The organism is Psychrobacillus sp. FSL K6-2843 (assembly GCF_038626375.1).
Taxonomy (GTDB): domain Bacteria; phylum Bacillota; class Bacilli; order Bacillales_A; family Planococcaceae; genus Psychrobacillus; species Psychrobacillus faecigallinarum.
The window spans coordinates 770,422-786,650 of the sequence record NZ_CP152021.1; the positions used below are offsets into that span (position 1 = coordinate 770,422).

17 protein-coding genes are annotated in these 16,229 nt (G+C 35.2%); 14 read left to right on the forward strand and 3 right to left on the reverse strand.

Translation table 11 applies throughout. The features are described 5' to 3' along the window. Positions 1 to 50: 50 nt before the first annotated feature. The 14 genes from MKY94_RS03880 to MKY94_RS03945 all read left to right on the forward strand — a co-directional run bounded on the left by MKY94_RS03880 (position 51) and on the right by MKY94_RS03945 (position 12,814). Positions 51 to 419, forward strand: coding sequence for a hypothetical protein (locus MKY94_RS03880; protein ID WP_342578046.1), 369 nt, complete (start codon positions 51 to 53; stop codon positions 417 to 419). A 149-nt stretch (positions 420 to 568) separates the two neighbouring features. Continuing rightward, positions 569 to 985 (forward strand): hypothetical protein, encoded by a 417-nt coding sequence (locus MKY94_RS03885; protein ID WP_342578047.1) that lies wholly within the window; start codon positions 569 to 571, stop codon positions 983 to 985. A 118-nt stretch (positions 986 to 1,103) separates the two neighbouring features. After that, positions 1,104 to 1,616, forward strand: coding sequence for a DNA repair protein RadC (gene radC, locus MKY94_RS03890; protein ID WP_342578048.1), 513 nt, complete (start codon positions 1,104 to 1,106; stop codon positions 1,614 to 1,616). Continuing rightward, positions 1,616 to 1,939 carry a hypothetical protein gene (locus tag MKY94_RS03895; protein ID WP_342578049.1) on the forward strand — a complete coding sequence of 108 codons (324 nt, stop codon included), beginning with the start codon at positions 1,616 to 1,618 and terminating at the stop codon, positions 1,937 to 1,939. The genes radC and MKY94_RS03895 overlap by 1 nt, the downstream gene beginning before the upstream one ends. Positions 1,940 to 2,426: 487 nt before the next feature. Continuing rightward, positions 2,427 to 3,410 (forward strand): hypothetical protein, encoded by a 984-nt coding sequence (locus MKY94_RS03900; protein ID WP_342578050.1) that lies wholly within the window; start codon positions 2,427 to 2,429, stop codon positions 3,408 to 3,410. A gap of 109 nt (positions 3,411 to 3,519) precedes the next feature. After that, the gene (locus tag MKY94_RS03905) at positions 3,520 to 4,395 is read left to right on the forward strand and encodes a tyrosine-type recombinase/integrase (RefSeq protein WP_342578051.1); all 876 of its coding nucleotides are present in this window, start codon (positions 3,520 to 3,522) and stop codon (positions 4,393 to 4,395) included. Between the two features lie 244 nt (positions 4,396 to 4,639). Then, positions 4,640 to 4,945, forward strand: coding sequence for a DUF960 family protein (locus tag MKY94_RS03910; protein WP_340844177.1), 306 nt, complete (start codon positions 4,640 to 4,642; stop codon positions 4,943 to 4,945). Positions 4,946 to 5,166: 221 nt separating this feature from the next. Continuing rightward, the gene (locus tag MKY94_RS03915; protein WP_340844178.1) at positions 5,167 to 5,598 is read left to right on the forward strand and encodes a hypothetical protein; all 432 of its coding nucleotides are present in this window, start codon (positions 5,167 to 5,169) and stop codon (positions 5,596 to 5,598) included. 567 nt (positions 5,599 to 6,165) lie between these two features. Continuing rightward, complete coding sequence (locus tag MKY94_RS03920; RefSeq protein ID WP_340844179.1) at positions 6,166 to 6,801, forward strand: hypothetical protein; 636 nt, start codon at positions 6,166 to 6,168, stop codon at positions 6,799 to 6,801. Positions 6,802 to 6,964: 163 nt separating this feature from the next. Beyond that, positions 6,965 to 7,519: a hypothetical protein gene (locus MKY94_RS03925; RefSeq protein ID WP_342578052.1), complete on the forward strand. Its 555-nt coding sequence runs from the start codon at positions 6,965 to 6,967 to the stop codon at positions 7,517 to 7,519. 95 nt (positions 7,520 to 7,614) lie between these two features. Beyond that, positions 7,615 to 8,469 (forward strand): tyrosine-type recombinase/integrase, encoded by an 855-nt coding sequence (locus MKY94_RS03930; protein WP_340844181.1) that lies wholly within the window; start codon positions 7,615 to 7,617, stop codon positions 8,467 to 8,469. A gap of 36 nt (positions 8,470 to 8,505) precedes the next feature. Continuing rightward, positions 8,506 to 10,494 (forward strand): DUF927 domain-containing protein, encoded by a 1,989-nt coding sequence (locus tag MKY94_RS03935; RefSeq protein ID WP_342578053.1) that lies wholly within the window; start codon positions 8,506 to 8,508, stop codon positions 10,492 to 10,494. Between the two features lie 656 nt (positions 10,495 to 11,150). Next, positions 11,151 to 12,044, forward strand: a complete 894-nt coding sequence (locus MKY94_RS03940) for a tyrosine-type recombinase/integrase (protein WP_342578054.1) — start codon at positions 11,151 to 11,153, stop codon at positions 12,042 to 12,044. A 14-nt stretch (positions 12,045 to 12,058) separates the two neighbouring features. Next, positions 12,059 to 12,814: a hypothetical protein gene (locus MKY94_RS03945; protein WP_340844184.1), complete on the forward strand. Its 756-nt coding sequence runs from the start codon at positions 12,059 to 12,061 to the stop codon at positions 12,812 to 12,814. 90 nt (positions 12,815 to 12,904) lie between these two features. On the opposite strand, the gene MKY94_RS03950 is transcribed toward MKY94_RS03945, so the two are convergent. The 3 genes from MKY94_RS03950 to MKY94_RS03960 all read right to left on the reverse strand — a co-directional run bounded on the left by MKY94_RS03950 (position 12,905) and on the right by MKY94_RS03960 (position 16,059). Next, on the reverse strand, positions 12,905 to 14,230 hold the full coding sequence (locus tag MKY94_RS03950; protein WP_340844185.1) for a hypothetical protein: 1,326 nt from the start codon (positions 14,228 to 14,230) through the stop codon (positions 12,905 to 12,907). 123 nt (positions 14,231 to 14,353) lie between these two features. After that, positions 14,354 to 15,001: a hypothetical protein gene (locus MKY94_RS03955; protein WP_340844186.1), complete on the reverse strand. Its 648-nt coding sequence runs from the start codon at positions 14,999 to 15,001 to the stop codon at positions 14,354 to 14,356. 86 nt (positions 15,002 to 15,087) lie between these two features. Continuing rightward, entirely contained in the window at positions 15,088 to 16,059 is a 972-nt protein-coding gene (locus tag MKY94_RS03960; RefSeq protein ID WP_340844187.1) for a uracil-DNA glycosylase, read from the reverse strand. Positions 16,060 to 16,229: the final 170 nt, after the last annotated feature.

Sequence of the window (16,229 nt, forward strand, 5' to 3'; positions counted from 1 at the left end):
CTAAGCACTCATTCCATATGATATACGATAAATTACTAGGAGGAATCATCATGTTAACAACTATTGTAAAAGAGCAAGAAGTGGAAATTCAAATGAATTATCTACAAGGTTTTCCAAAACCGGGAGCATACTTTGCCTATCATAGTATCAAGGTCGATATTACATCCTGTGAAAACAATCAAGAGGTAGAAAATTTGAAAAAAGTCTTTATGGAAAAACTGGCAGATGTGGAGTTTCAACTCATTAATGAAGGTCTACAATTTAGATATTTATATCCAGAGATGAAACACATTTACGAAATTCATTCCATGGATAAATATATCGAAGAAGTTGTAGATGAGATTCAAGAGAAACTAAAAGGAATAGAAATACCTTATGTAATAGAAATTGGTATCTCTATTTTGAATTTCTATTATTAATTTTCATTGCATCATTACACTGAAACCATCATAGTCCATAAAGTGGCTATGATGGTTTCATATATTCCAATGTTTATAAATGGAAAACAGAATGATCATGTAGCGCGTTTCGGATTAATCGAAGAAAATTACATAAAGGGGCTGACAAATTGGATAAAAACTTAAAGATAATTGACTATATAATTGAATTTGAAGAAGCTGGAAGTCCACGTTTAGTGAAAATCCAAGCTATTTATATTAGACATAATTTCACTAAAAAACAGAAGAAAGCATGTGAACTGTTTCTTTTTGAACCAAATAAGAAAAATGCACTTCGAGCAATTGAAATAACACCTAAAGCATGGTTGTTCCTTAAAAAATTTCCTGCTATTCATCCAGATATTGTCCAAACAATTGATAGTGTATCAGTAAGCACAAGAAAAAAATCGTATTTGAAGGAATTAATATCCTACCAAAATAATTTCTTGGACTTGTTAGAATTACTTCAAAAAACCTCTAGTAATCGAGAATTAGTAAAGCAAATAAAAGTCATTATGATGGAGAGGAAACTAAGTAAATCAATCTGATAAAAAGTTGAAATCGATTCCATTAAGAAAATAAGCTTATATTATAATCATGTATCAATAATAGCAGCGCTACTCCCATCTCATGGAGTAGCGTTTATTTTATTTGGAGGGATTCTATATGAAAAAGTATCAAGTACAAGAGGGTGAGCAGTTGGAGTTATTAACCGTGAAAGAAGACAACAAACGAAAACCAGCAAAACGAGTAGATATTGTATCCCTAAGGATGGTAAAGGAATCAAGTCTACTATATAAGGATCGAAACGTGAAAAGCCCGCAAGATGGTTACAAGTTGTTCAAACAGTTCCTAGGCGAGTTGGACCGGGAGTATTTTGTGGTGATGTGTTTGGATGTAAAGAATCAACCAACTGTAATTAATGTTTGTCACATCGGTAGTTTAAATGCGAGTATCGTCCATCCAAGAGAGGTGATGAAAACAGCAATCATGTCTAATTCAGCTTCTATTATAGTGGCACATAATCACCCATCTGGTAAACCAGAACCAAGCCAGGAAGATATTGACGTGACCAAACGATTAGTGGAAGCAGGTAAAATTCTTGGAATAGAAGTATTGGATCATCTGGTCATTGGCGAAAACACCTTTGTTTCTTTGAAAGAGAAAGGGTACATGTAATGGGAAATAATCAATCAAGGGAGCTACAGTGGTTTGTGGACATATTACAAAATGTATTTGGAGTAGAAGTAGATACAAATGAAATTGGGGTGGAAGCAACAGAATTAGGCATGGAGGAAGTAGAAGATTTCTTTGTTCCGAGAGAATTATTTGAAGTACTGCCTGAATCATTTGTTTATGAAATAATGATTGCGGATGATCCAGCAGCTAATGTATGGGTTGGTGCAGTAGCTTTCTATCCAGACAGTCCAGAATGGTGTATACAGGTAGTCACAAAAAATGGCGACATGGTACTACGAAAAGTACTACCGTTTACTGATTAGGGCTCACGACAAAACTCTTCTAGGGTGACTCAAATCTCACGACAGTTCTTTTGGTTTATGATTCGTTTGGTTAGAAACGTAATGAACAAAGGAAACTACCCATTCTTAGTTACTAAAATCTCACGACATTATCTAAAGAATGTCATGAGTTACTAAAACTCAATGAAGGAGGCGAAGGAGTTATGTGGGGGAAAGTAATTACACTTGTCCTGGTGACAGTGGCAACAGAAGTTGTAAGACATCTAGTAAAAGAAATGAACGAATACTAAGAGTTTTTCAAAGGTGACAATGAAATTTATTAGGAATAGTAATTAATCACTTCTTTATTGAAAAAATTAGCATTGACTTAAGGGTTTAATTTACCATAATATAGAATTTGTAGTAGTATATATTTACTAAAATATATTATATTGCCTCTTTCTCTACTTTGGAGAAAAGAAAAATAATGTAAGGGGTATACGTGTTGAGAAAAGTTAGAAGATTCATAATGAATGGTTTGATAGTTGGAAGTATATGTTTGTTAATAGGTTGTGAAGAGGCTACGAAGACAGCAGATAAGGTAGTTGCGGATGTAGAGGAGAAAGTTCAGGCAGAGATGACAAAGGATAATGAAATTTTACTATCTGTAAAAAATGGAACATTGACTAATTATCCAGATATAAAAATTGATGATGCATTTACTAATTTCTTCTCGTCTCCTACATGGAAGTATTTCCAAGCAGAAACAGGTGAACATGTGGTTGAATTTACTGGCTATTGTACGTACGTGGAAAAAGAGGTCAAGGCAAAGTTACAATTTCTTGTAGAGGAAGGTGAGGAAAACTTTGAAATTGGTGCGCTAGAATTTAATGAAGTACCTCAAAATGAACTAAATAAGTTAGCTTTACTAGCAGCAATCTATGAAGATGAAACATTAGATGAAGTAAATACCGCAGAAGAGAAAGAAATAACTGAAAGTACTCCTACTGAATCTAATAAAAACCTACAAAGCTTCGAGAAATGGTCATATGGTGAACCTGATAAAATAATTCCGGTTTCCCTTGATGGCGAACAAGAATCTATTATTTTGGGCCTCGATTCACCTAATGGGATAAAAACGCAGGTACAAATAAATAGTATTAATACTGCGTATCATTTACCGCTAGAAACAGAGAGTGAATTTACACCTTTTGATGAATTAGGAGAATTACTTCCTGGATTTGATGTATACGCACTAGGGTATGATTTTGATTCTGATGACACAGATGAGGTCATCATCGCAGTTAGTGACGGTTTAATCGAGACGTACTTCTGGGTTTTCTCTTATGATTTTATGGCACTTGAATATGGAGATAACCCTCTCATGCCAATATTCTACGGTGAGGGTCAGTCAGATATAATCTTAGAAGGCAATACACTTACTGTTCCATATGGTTCACAAGGGCTCTTCGAAGAATATATTTACTCAAATTATGAGTTTATAATGCAATAGTAGGTCCTTTTTGATTGCAAAAAAACGTAGTAAAATAATTAAATGATAACTAAGAGTCGTTGGTGCATCCTTGCATCAACGATTTTTTTGTCTGATAGAGGTGAAATAGATGGACTATATCCAAGCGTTTCAGCAATGGCTAATAGAGGATGGTAAGAGCCCTAAAACCATCGAATCATACTGTAATGATGTGCATAAATTCCAAGTATATCTTGCAGAGAAAGTAACGGATGAAATGCAGTCACTTTCCCGATTTTCTTTTGTACGATACAAACAATATCTGCTCGACCAAGCGTTTCAAATAACCACCATCAATAAGAAAGTGAATAGCCTTAAAGTATTTAATGACTTCTTAGAGGAAAAAGGAATCGTGCCGGAAAATTACATTCAACTAAAAAGGGATCGTGTACCAATAGCAAGTGGAAGTGAGCGAGTAGTAGAAGCTCTTTCCGAGGAAGAAATAGAGAAGGTATTGTTCTATGTAAATGATCCGTCAAAAGTAAATTTGCGAAATAGATTAATTGTTTACCTTCTGTTGTATACAGCAGTAAGGGTATCAGAACTTGTTCATATTAAACTAAAAGATATTGATGCGATAAATCGAACATTAACGGTTAGAGGAAAGGGAGGGAAGGTTCGAGAGATTGGTATACGAAGAGATGTCATGGAATTAATCCAAGCGTACTTGGTAGGTGAAAGAAAAGAATCCCGTTTCTCTGACAGTGAATATCTGCTACTTAGTCAGCGAGGCAGGAAGATGCATCGAGATGCAGTTCGGGACTGGCTAGCTAACATATCGAAAGAGGTAGGAATCAAGCTACATCCCCATTTGTTTAGGAGAACTTGTGCGACTTTGCTTTTAAGAAGGGGAGTACCAATTGTCACTGTCAGTAAAATTCTTGGACATCATTCGGTAGACATGACTTCCCAAATGTATATCCAAACTTCTCGAAAAGATAAACAGGATGCTTTGGATTTGTTGTAGAGCAGGACAGTGTGAAGGGAAAATGGAAACTGAAATCGGTAGCAATCGCTTCCTAATTCGAAAAAAAATTTCGTAAATCTAGTGATGAAACTAGAGCGAGTGCAAAAGGTATCGGAGAGAAAATCGAAGGTGAATTTTTGTATGGTCCCGTCCAAACAGAGTGGAATATATAGGATGCATTTCCTAGGGGGAATGTTAAATCCAAGGTTCAGAACAATGGCTAATGAATTGAAGAGATGAAAGATTGTTTGATAACAAAGAAAATCGATTTATGACAAGAAGCATTGCTGAATCCATACATCCAGAAATTGCGCTTCTATTATGGAATCTAATCGATTCTAAAAAGAAACTAAATGCACCGTTGGATTATCTACAAGTATTTGAACTATCAGAGAGTAATGGAAAGCAAGTGATTATACAATCTCAAGAAGTTCCAGAAATGCGGTCATTTCATATACTTCCTTTGAAGCAAGCTGTTCCGATTACTAAGACTATCTGGTGTATCGACAATAGGGAAACAGAAATGATGTTGTTTCCAGAGGATTATTAAAGAGTCTGTCCTGTCTGTTACGAATGAATAGTGTAAACAGGCAGGCATTGCTCTGACTTTAAAAATTGAGGATGCTTATTTTTTTTTCCTTTTTACTGTACATAGATATAAAAACATTAAAATAATGGGTCTGCCTGAAAGCCTACGTAAAAGTCGGCGTGGGAGCCGTAGTTGTGTAAAATCAGATGTTTTATATGAAAAGATGAAAAGAGGTTGTTCAGATGACAGGATATTATGAAAGAAGAAAAAGAGTATTTGATTCAAGTAACATGAATAGTAATGATACTGCAGTCCACACAATTCGAGAGTGGAATCATGAAAAGAGCAAATCTTATACAGAGGAACTTGAAGAGGATGAGGAAGAGTATGAAGTAGAGGAGGAAGATTATGAATATGAAGAAGTGCTAGAAATAGTGGAGTCAGAGGAAAAACATTCAAAATTTCTTATCGATGGAAAGCAATTTATTCCGAAAACAGTGACTAAAAAACAAACATTCGCTGATACGCATGTCAAACTGACCACATATGTCGAAAGGAATCTAAATCAGATAATACGTATGCTGCAAAAGCAGGGGCAAATAAAATCCATTACGAATTTCATCAATGATAGTATTAAAGATCACTTGCTTAATCATTACCATAAGGATAATTAATATCAATTTCTATTAATCCGTTTTAATTTTTCCTAATTACATCTTATTCTCTTATAAAAACAACTGACCTATCTTTAATTGGTAGGATAGGTCAAAATAATCATTTTCGAATCATTACGATTAAAGTAAATTCATACATAAAGAAAGTAAAAAGCCTAATGGGGAGTGAGGACTGCCCATTAGCAAAAGTAGTGAACAAACTAAGAAAATGAACATTCTAGTAACAGAAGAAAGAACCAAGCGAAGAGTATTGACAATAATAACTAGAGTCATATATTATGATTACAACAACCAAGTCACATTCTGTTTGTGACTTTTGCATTAGGGAAGCTTACTGGTGGATGAATTATTTATCCGTGTCCATGCTTACTAGAGTCACTACTCAAGAAACCTCTCTTTAGAGGAATTCTTGCTACAGACGCCTTAGCGCAACAAAGATTTCACTATATAGGAACGGGATACGTATGCCCATTTCTATGAAATTTTTGTTCTTGCTTTGGCGTCTTTTTGTTGTCTAAAAAGGTGATGAAGTAAGAATTGGGTCTAATTTGAGAGGAGTGAAGAAAAATGTCAGTTAGTAAGCAAATGGTAGAAAAAGAAAACGTAATGATGATGGAGCAAGAAGTAATCATAACAGACAAAATGGTAAATGAGGACTTGGAAACGGATGATCTGGATCTAGATTTTTCAGGACTGGATGAAGTGTTTGAGTTTCCGGGTAGTGAAGAGGACGTATCGGCTAGGGAAGTAGATGAAGGATTGAAGTACGAGCGAGTACAGCATGAAGACACAGATGAAGAAGAACTGGAAGAAGCAGACTTTGCCATTTCTGACCTGATTCCTTCCATTTCTACTGTAGTATCTCGAATTGCAGAAGCAGGCGTTTTATCAGTAATTAATTCCAACAATGGTAAACGTGTTTCATTTTCTTCTGAGATATATGAACGACTAAAGCAACCGACCACCTTACAAGTTGCATACTTGGAATCTCAAATGGTTATCGGACAGCATCTGGGGGATGAACATCCATCCTACTATTTAAAGAAACAAGGAGCGAAGAGAGTCATTTACAACAAAGAATTAGTGGACCAAATTACGAAACATTGTGGTCTTGATTTTACAAATCGTACTTCTATCACGTTTCCAACGGCAACTTATCAAAAGATAAACGGTAACATAGTTGCTGTTATTGGAATGGAGTAAGTGATCTTATAGAGATTCCATACCTTAGTAATCACTGGTCACTAACCAAATCTTTTGTACGCAATAACACCAATTCGAGAAGTTCCATCAGTGGGCTTCTCGAATTAAATACTCGTTTTCATCAAAAAATAAAAATGGGCTTGTACTCAAAGGAGAATGAACAATGAACCTACCAAAACAGCGAAAAAAATCAACTACACTTAGCAATAGCAAACGTAAACGCAATCAACAAAGTGGATTGGTTGTAGAGAATATCAACTTGCCTGTTCGTATTCTTGATTGTAAAGAAGGTGAGCAAACGCAATATGGAACAAATACATTACGCTTCAATTTTCAGCACTTAGTGTCCAAAGAAGAGTTTCCATCGACTGTTTTTGAACAGAGTGCACCTGCATATATCGATGACCAAATCGTAAATGCTGTATTACCTCCTGACGTTGAAGACTATTTATTAGAAGACCTTGTGAATCGAGGGTTATTCGTTCAATTGAAGTTTAGAACGAGAGGCGATAACACATACATCAATGTGGTAAAGGCACAAGCTCTAGATGATAAGCATCAACAAATGCTAGAAGAGCTACTTAAAGAAGAAAATCGTGAATCGCTAGAGTTAAGTGGGGGAATAGACGATGACGAAGAAATCGAACTAGGCTTAGAAGAAGATGAAGAATACGACGAAGATGATTCAGACCTAGTAGATGAGGATGATATGGAATAAGCAGATATATGGTAGTAACTAATTCAAATAAATAAAGGAGGATAATAGGTTTCTCACCTATTATCCTCATATATAAACAGAAAGTAGGAAAACAAATGATGTGGTTAGAAGCAAAAAAACAATTTTTAGAACAGCTTTCGGCTGCATCTACACGCAAAGGGTATAGTCAGAATTTATTGCAGTTTGAGCAATACCTTGCTACTACGGGTTTACTGATGCCTTTTCAAATGGATGCGGTGACAAAAGAGCATATTAACATGTACCTTCATCACTTAGAAACAGAGAAACAGTGTAAAGCATCAACTAGTCAACGCTATTACTATGCTTTATCATCCTTTTTCACTTATGCATGGGAGAAAGAATGGATAGCTTTTCGACCAACAATCGGAGTTGAATTGAAAACACCTGATAAGAATAAACCTGTATTCATTACAAAGCGTGAGTGTCATGAATTAATACAACAGATACAAAATCCAGTCATCGCAATGGCGGTTCTCTGTCAGTTTGAAACGGGTCTTCGAGTAGCAGAATGCCTTGCCTTGAAAATAGATGATATTAGTTTCTTACGTAATAGAATCCTTGTGAAAGAAGGGAAAGGTAGCAAGGATCGTTTTGTACCGATGAATTCTGCCTTTTCGAGAAAACTAGCAAATTACTTAAAACATGACCGTCCCCCAGTAGAAGGTTCTTATGTTTTTGCCACAAAACGAACTGGTAAACTATCTTCTGCTTACTTGAATAGAGAGATAAAAAAAGCAGTACAAGCGCTTGGTTGGGAACAGCACATCACTTGTCATACCTTGCGACATAGTTATGCTTCTCATCACCTGAATGGTGGTGTTCCAATCGTCCAGATACAACGGTGGTTAGGGCATGAAAGTTTAGCTTCAACGGGTGTGTACGCACATCTAGAATTAGATAGGGAAAATAATCAGCTTGTGGACATATAAACAGATAATAACCATGAAATAGGGAGTGAAGATGGGATGGAAACAAATAAAAAGAAAATAGAAATAGTCGAAAGCACCAAGATAATGCAATCAACAGCAACTAATCTGCCAGCAAAAAGACGGAAACAAAAGAATATTAGAGAAGACGCTTTTATTGAGAATACAAGGGGGTCCATAGAAAAAGATAATACCGAAGTTCCTAGTATTATTAAACCGGACAAGCATTATTTATTAAAAAATAAACAGGCCACCTCTTCTGTGCGGATGACATACGGAAACTATTATATTCTAAATAACGACCTGTTCCTAAAAGAGATTAATAAAAAAACGGAAGAAGTAGAAGTCAAACGAATCGGAAAAATGATACGTATTAAAGCGATACATCAAGATATCGAAACCCATAATGTGGAATGGGAATTAGAATTCTATAACTATGAAAAATTACAGACTGCCATGATATTAAGAGAAAATTTACAGAAAAATAAGCTAACACAATTGGTGAATATAGGCTGCGACATTATAGAGAGCAATGTGGTAGCGATTCAAAACTTCCTTCGTTATCAAGAAGACTTTGCTGATTATAAAAATACGCATAAACAACTGGGGTGGGCAGTATTTGAGGATAAGGAAGTTTTTAAACATCATTCCTTGATCGGTACAGATATTGAATCAACGTATAATGGACCGTTTGTGGTTGAGTCTAAAGGAACTTTTGAAGGATGGGAAGAGACTATAATAGATCAGGTCTTACCATCTGTTCCCTTGACTCTAGCACTTATTGCTGGCTTTGCTTCACCTGTAGTCGCTTGGATTGCTAAAGACTTTGACCTAGAAGTTATTTTGTTTCACATTTATGGAGATAGCACTATGGGGAAAACAACAGCAGCTCGTGTTTTTGTTTCCCCATTCGGTGCACCGACAACCAAAACAGGAGGTACATTAGTGAAATGGAATGGAACCGCTAATGGTGTTATTGGGCAATTGGTCAATAACTTAGGTGTACCTATTGCTATTGACGAAGCATCCATGAATAAAATGAAGGATTTCACTGAAATGATTTACACATTAGCAGAAGGTGTGGAAAAGGCTCGTATGACCAAAACATTAGATAATCGAGAACGGCGCAGATGGGCTGGTGTCCTCTTTTCCACAGCAGAACATCCCTTGATAGAAAAGACAAATTTCAATAGTGGCTTACAGGTCCGGTTGATGGAAATAGGGAACGTTCAGTGGACAAATTCTAGTGAACATGCGAACAAATTGAAGGATAACTTGCTAGCAAACTATGGTCATGCAGGTAGCAGGTTCATTGAATATATATTAAACATTGGAAAAGGAAAAGTGATTGATTGTTGGAGGAAATGGCAGGTCAAATGTATGGGAAGTATGACCGAAAAGGATAATCTGTCCAATCGAATTGCAGATAAATTTGCATTGATTATGATGGCTGGTGAAATGGTTCAAGACTGTTTCAGTTGGGACATGCAGCTAGACGAAGTACTGGGAATGTTGATAGAACATGACCAAAAAAATGTGGGACAGCGTTCAGTTGGGGAAGAAGCATACAACCAGTTCATTGGTTTGGTAAAGCAGCATAGAAGTAAATTTATTACCCAATTCCGAGATGAAAAAGGAACGGAATGTTGGGGCCGTATAAATACAAAAAATAATGCCAAAGTGGAAGTAGAGATTTTGACAAATGTATTCCGACAGAAGATGGGAGAACTAGGTTTTGAAAACTATGGAGTGATACTAGATAGTTGGAGAGAAAAAGGTTTCTTAGACCATGACTACAACAAGTTTACTCGTAAACGTACTGGCGTTGAGCCGAAAAAACAGCGTCAAAACTATTATTGTATCCAACTGCCAAAAGAATGTTTGAGTTTAATACAAGAGCAAAACAATCAACATACAGATGAATTCAACCTTTTAACTAGTGAAGTAAAATCCGCTAAAAGAAGAGTTCATTTGGATAATCTGCCAGAAGATATGGATGTGGTTGATAGCATAGATGAGATGGATTAATTATGTGCTTCCATATGCATTATCGGTATTAGAGGCTTTTAAAAGGGACGCCCCGCATGACCTGGAGCGCCCCGTCCCTTTGCCCCGTTAATAATCCATACAGGACAAGGCTTCAAGGGAAATGCCCCGATAGCCCCACCAAAAGAAGTCCTATTAGATAGGATGAATCAGGTTTGGTCAGAGTTGTGTACTTATCCTTACTACTAATGATGATGAATTTGGTAATCCATGTTTATATGTAATAAATAGATGGATAGAGATATTTCTTTTCTTACTTGATTTAAATTATCTTTTAATTTTAACAATTCATAGTATGTTTATTGGTTTTTGGTTGGACAAGTTTATAACTTTGTACAAAGCATTTTTTTTACAAAATATTCTTTTCAATTTATTTATAACTTTTAAAAACTAGATGGGCATATGGGGCAATTGGCTGTTTTTCTTGTGGGGCCTAGTCTTCTGCTGGGGCAATCATTGGGGCGCAACTGGGCATCTTGGGCATGAGTTCCTCTCTTCCAGCTTTCTAGTAGGTTATCTAAAATTGAGCAGTAGCAGAAGGATGCAGTTAATGATGACTGCTATTCTTACCAGAAGCGAACTAAAGCACACTATATTTATATATTATATTTTAGAAATAGATTAGGAGGAGAAAAAGAATGAATGAATTATTGACATCAACAATCCCCACATTACAACAAGCAGAGGAGTCTTTTATCCAATCCATCAAAGCAAGTAAAAGTACTGAAACACTACGGGGATATGGCATTGACCTCAAACAATTCCGTTGTTGGCTTTCTACGGATATCAATGGACCGATGTTTGTAGATATTATTTCCGAACAACATATTCATGATTATATTAGTTATTTAAAGTTTGAGAGACATATTTGTGCAATGTCCATCAACCGTAAGGTTAATGCGATTTCTTCTATGTTTAATTATTTGATGCGTAAGAAAATCGTACTGGATAATCCTGCAGCTGGAGTTGATCGTTTAAAGGTCACTACAAAAGAACGGACACATTTAACTAAAGATGAGGTTGATGCCCTATTGCAAGCGATTGACCATCCGATTGTGCATTATGTGGTGGTCATGATGTTAAACACAGGTATTCGAATTCGGGAATGCGTCGAACTATCCCTACAGAATGTGGATTTAACAGAAAAAATAGTGCGTGTCATTGAAGGAAAGGGTGGTAAAAATCGAGTAGTACCAATGAATGATTATCTGGTAGAAGAAATGCGGGACTACTTAGATAACCATAGACCTTATACTACTTCTTTGAATTTCTTTGCGACAGAGCAATCTGGTCGCATAAGCGCCCAGTACGTCAATGTTGTCATTAAAGAAGCGGTGAAAAAAGCAGGTATCCAAAAGAAGGTATCGAGTCATATTTTACGCCACTCGTTTGCGAGCCATTTAGTTAATGCTAATGTTTATGTTGCAACCATATCTAAATTATTGGGACATGCTGATGTTCGGACAACAAGCGTATACATGCACTCTACTAACCAACAGATGAATGATGCTGTGAACAAAATTGACTGGTAAGGGGGGATAGGAATATGAGCCAAGTATTTGATGAATCAGTTTTAGAAAATCCAAAGATTAAAGCAGTTTTAGCTATGTTAGCAGAGGGAAAATCACAGGATGAAATAGTGGAGCATTTTGGTTATGCCAATTGGAAGAGTGTGTACCTTTACTTTAATAGGCATGGTTTCCGATGGGATAAAGAGAAAGAAACCTTTGCCCCATACACAAAAGAATCAGAAACGATTACTTCATCAGTAGAAGATGTTCATTTAGTACAAACAAAAGCAGCAAAGATCGTCCGTCAATTGAGTAAAAAGAATACGAATATTCGTCAAATTGCACAACAGCATCGATTTGAAGATGTGAGTGCCATGGGTGAATATATGAAAGGACACGGTTATCGGTGGAATCATGAGGAGAATAATTATGAGTATGATGCTAGTCTCCAACCAACTCCCACTGCCACTTCGCAGCCGAAAGCAAACTTTTCTGGGGACATTCCAACTTCTCTTATGGAGTATGAGGAATTGCTACAGTTCTTGCTTGCTAGGCAAGAACAGTTGCGAGATTTGTTGGAACCTACTTCTACTGGAACTTTACCTCGCTACACCTTCCGAGGTGCAAAAGTTACTAAAACACTAGGACTCCCCTCGTCAGTCCCTGTTTTATTAAAAGATTTCAGTGATGAGTTCAATATTACCCAGCGAGCGATTATGGAGATTGCACTTGCAGAGTTTTTTCAGAAGTATGGATATGAGGAGCAGCTCATGCAGGTATTACAGAACTAATGAAAAAAAGAAAAGAGAATTGCCGAAGCGATTCTCTTCTTTTTTCCGTTTCTAACTAGGTAATCAAGAATGCAAACCATCTTCTAATTATTACTTTTTACTAATCCAATCTTGGAAATCTACTTTGATTTTATTCATATTACCTATTTCTTTTTCTAGTGCTTTTTCAAATGTTGGTTCAGGGCTCATTAAAACTTTATGAATTGTTTCAGTACTATATTTTTCATGTAAGAACTGCATTAAAACAAGACCATCAACATACACACTATTAACTTTAATTTCTTTATCCGTAAATTGTATTGAATTTTCATCAATGACTCTATCAATCATGAGTCGTAACTTATTAGTATTAGCTGCATATTTAACTGCCATATACTCTGAGTATCCTTCTTTAAACCACGCTGGACTACTATACATACTTTTCCATCCCATGGATTTATTAATTAATATTGCATACATTACAGAATGGGTCATTTCATGCATCATTGTGTCTTTAAAATATGCATCATTAAAATTAGAACCTGTGCTTGTACAACATTTTACTTTATGTGCTGATTCTGTTAAGAGGTATATTTCACCTTTACCGTTCCCCGTGGTAACGAAATTCCAGAGACCAACATTCGCATATTTATCTGGTGTATCTTGGACATGAATTTTGAGATCTAAGCCTTCCAGCATTCCTTGAATGTCACCAAGGTACCCAAGTTCACCGAGTATCCCTTCATTTGCAATTTCAGCGTACTCAGTATACTTTGCTAATTCTTCTCTTGTAACTTTACTGTCTGGAACCATTGTGAAATAATACTTATCCAATTTTACTCGTGGTTTGTTAATATCGATAAAATTAGATGGCTTCTCAAAAGCAGTGTTTTTTCTTACAATCTTTGCAATTTGTTTTCCAATATCCTTATCTAGTGTATTAAGTTCTGCAATGGCATTTTTATTTAGACCATTTGCAATTTTAGCTGAATTCTTTTTCAAAGCATCAAGTTTTTTAAATTCCTTTACAGCTTGTTCTTCTTTAGTTTCGATTAATAAATTTTTAATCGAATTTAAAGAACGGTACTCAGAAATAGGATGAATAACTGTATCTCTAAGTTTTAAAGCGGGTGTAAGATAAGCAGTTTTTAATTTTTCACGTTTAGATTTGCTGTTTACTTTATTAATTTTAATTTCAGTAGCCTTTACACTATTACTGAAAGTGTAGAACTGCTGGTTAATAGTATCAAGGTTTCCACTCGTAATTGTTTTAGAGAATGAACTGTAAGTTGATATTAATTTTTTCCCTTCTTTTTCAGCTGCTGCATAATCAGAAGCAATTGATGCCTCAACTACTGTTGCGTCCATTGTTGTAATGAATGGACTAAATAATATTGTAAATATTAAGATGATTGATATTGCTTTTTTCTTTCTCATAAATATTCCCCTTTGTTATTTATTTCCATATTTCTTTATTATAATATATATTTTCAGATATATTTGAAACTACAAAATAGGTATAATGTATGCAATGTAAACATGTGAGAGGCTTCTTACAATTTATTTGTATCCTAATGCAATCATTGTTTCTTTAAAATATGCATAGAACACTTTTGGACTAATTCGATACATAGGATGATACATTTCAACGAAATGTAAATCCATATATTTTCCTACCCTAGCTCCAGAATCACAAGTAGTTGTTTCGAACTTTAGTATTTCTTGTATTATCGAAAATGTACCACCACAAATAACAACATCAGGACGTATAATCTCAATTTCTTTTAACCAGAGCTCTTTGTTAGTGATAGCGTGTTCTTTTATTTCTTCATAATTACTTTCCCCAGTTCCCCCTGTTTTTTTGAGGTTTGTTGTGGCTAAATTTAGTAATCCATCAGTTATATTTGCTTCTTTCATATAAATTAATTTCTGATATGATGGGAAACCTTGTAGTAATCCAAAGTGCCAAAGTCCGACTGTTTCCCAAATGCGATAAAATTTCATTCTTTCTATTTGGTCATGCATTAGCTGCACTAAAGACCAATTCTCTAATTGGTCTATATCATTTACTTCTTTTAAAAGGAATAATATCTTAACATCACAACTATCATACATATCTTCATCAATAACACCACCTGAAACAAAATGCCCTGGATGATTTAGTATCCAATCATTATAAATAACTGCTAGTTTATCGTTTATGGACATAGTATTTTACCCCTTCGCTAACCACCATATTTTCTTTCTATCCTTTATTTGTTTTTGAAAGGATCTAGGAATGATTGCATATTATTTTACTCATTGCGATAACCTTTAGGGACAGTGTCCTTTTCAATTATATATTTGTAGTTATAATCAAGTTGTTTAAAATCTGTAGTTTGCTGAGTTGATGTCCTTACGCCTGTATTAATTACTTGTGGGCTTGGGTGATAGAGTGGGTAGACCCATCGATTATTCCATTTTGTAAAGGTTGCTACATCATGATTCAAAACTAATTGATGGTTCTCTATTTCTTTTATTGCTTCTAATGCTTTCTTTCCTAATGTAACAATTACTTTTGGATTGACCAAATCAATCATACTTGAAAGATATGAACGACAATTTTTAACTTCTTGTCTAATAGGACTTCTTACTGTACCATTTTCGCTTGTTGGACAACAAAGAACTGCATTCGTAATAAATACCTCAGATCTTGTCCATCTAGTGGATGCTAGCAGTTTCTCAAAGTTTTTGCCTGTCGCATCACCATGTAATGGAATACCTGTTACATCAGCACCTCGTGGTCCAGGAGCTTCAGCTATAAACATAATATCTGCATTAAGGTTACCATTTTGATAACCAATTACTGCTTCTATTTCTTGCATAGCTTCACACTTTGTGCAGCTTTTTGCTTGTTTTATTATTTTGTTGTATTCTATCTTTTTATCTGGCTTATTAATGATGACCATTTTACCTCTAATAGTTATTCTCGCAATTCCTTCATTCACAAAGAGGTAGACTTCAAAAATTGTATGGTCAGTATTTCTATATTCATTAATAGTATCTATCCAGTCAAAAAGTATTGTTACACTCAATCCTTTTTCATCGGAAATTATTATTTGTTTATTAGGAGGAATATTCTCTTCTGTTACTGATATTAAAAGGTTTTTTCCTCTCATATCAATTGAATCTTCCCAGCCTTCAATATGTGTAACCATGTTTATTTCATAAGGTTTTACATTGTTTGCAATTTCCTTTAGTCTAGTAAAATAATCAATACTAATCACTCTCGACCACCTTTCATCTAAATATTACCATAATATAATTTGTTTTTACTATTTAAGTTTTGAATGATTGAAGTAAAGTAAAGAAGCGGACATAACAAAAGAGAAGGTTGTATTTAAATAGAAGAAACTCAAAATTTAACTATCGATACTTTTTATTTTTTCTTATGTCT

What these genes read in the sequence shown, in the direction of transcription:
- MKY94_RS03880 (WP_342578046.1), top strand. Translation starts at nt 51, where the DNA reads ATGTTAACAACTATTGTAAAAGAGCAAGAAGTGGAAATTCAAATGAAT.
- radC (WP_342578048.1), top strand. Translation starts at nt 1,104, where the DNA reads ATGAAAAAGTATCAAGTACAAGAGGGTGAGCAGTTGGAGTTATTAACC.
- MKY94_RS03895 (WP_342578049.1), top strand. Translation starts at nt 1,616, where the DNA reads ATGGGAAATAATCAATCAAGGGAGCTACAGTGGTTTGTGGACATATTA.
- MKY94_RS03900 (WP_342578050.1), top strand. Translation starts at nt 2,427, where the DNA reads ATGAATGGTTTGATAGTTGGAAGTATATGTTTGTTAATAGGTTGTGAA.
- MKY94_RS03905 (WP_342578051.1), top strand. Translation starts at nt 3,520, where the DNA reads ATGGACTATATCCAAGCGTTTCAGCAATGGCTAATAGAGGATGGTAAG.
- MKY94_RS03915 (WP_340844178.1), top strand. Translation starts at nt 5,167, where the DNA reads ATGACAGGATATTATGAAAGAAGAAAAAGAGTATTTGATTCAAGTAAC.
- MKY94_RS03920 (WP_340844179.1), top strand. Translation starts at nt 6,166, where the DNA reads ATGTCAGTTAGTAAGCAAATGGTAGAAAAAGAAAACGTAATGATGATG.
- MKY94_RS03925 (WP_342578052.1), top strand. Translation starts at nt 6,965, where the DNA reads ATGAACCTACCAAAACAGCGAAAAAAATCAACTACACTTAGCAATAGC.
- MKY94_RS03930 (WP_340844181.1), top strand. Translation starts at nt 7,615, where the DNA reads ATGATGTGGTTAGAAGCAAAAAAACAATTTTTAGAACAGCTTTCGGCT.
- MKY94_RS03935 (WP_342578053.1), top strand. Translation starts at nt 8,506, where the DNA reads ATGGAAACAAATAAAAAGAAAATAGAAATAGTCGAAAGCACCAAGATA.
- MKY94_RS03940 (WP_342578054.1), top strand. Translation starts at nt 11,151, where the DNA reads ATGAATGAATTATTGACATCAACAATCCCCACATTACAACAAGCAGAG.
- MKY94_RS03945 (WP_340844184.1), top strand. Translation starts at nt 12,059, where the DNA reads ATGAGCCAAGTATTTGATGAATCAGTTTTAGAAAATCCAAAGATTAAA.
- MKY94_RS03950 (WP_340844185.1), bottom strand. Translation starts at nt 14,230, where the DNA reads ATGAGAAAGAAAAAAGCAATATCAATCATCTTAATATTTACAATATTA.
- MKY94_RS03955 (WP_340844186.1), bottom strand. Translation starts at nt 15,001, where the DNA reads ATGTCCATAAACGATAAACTAGCAGTTATTTATAATGATTGGATACTA.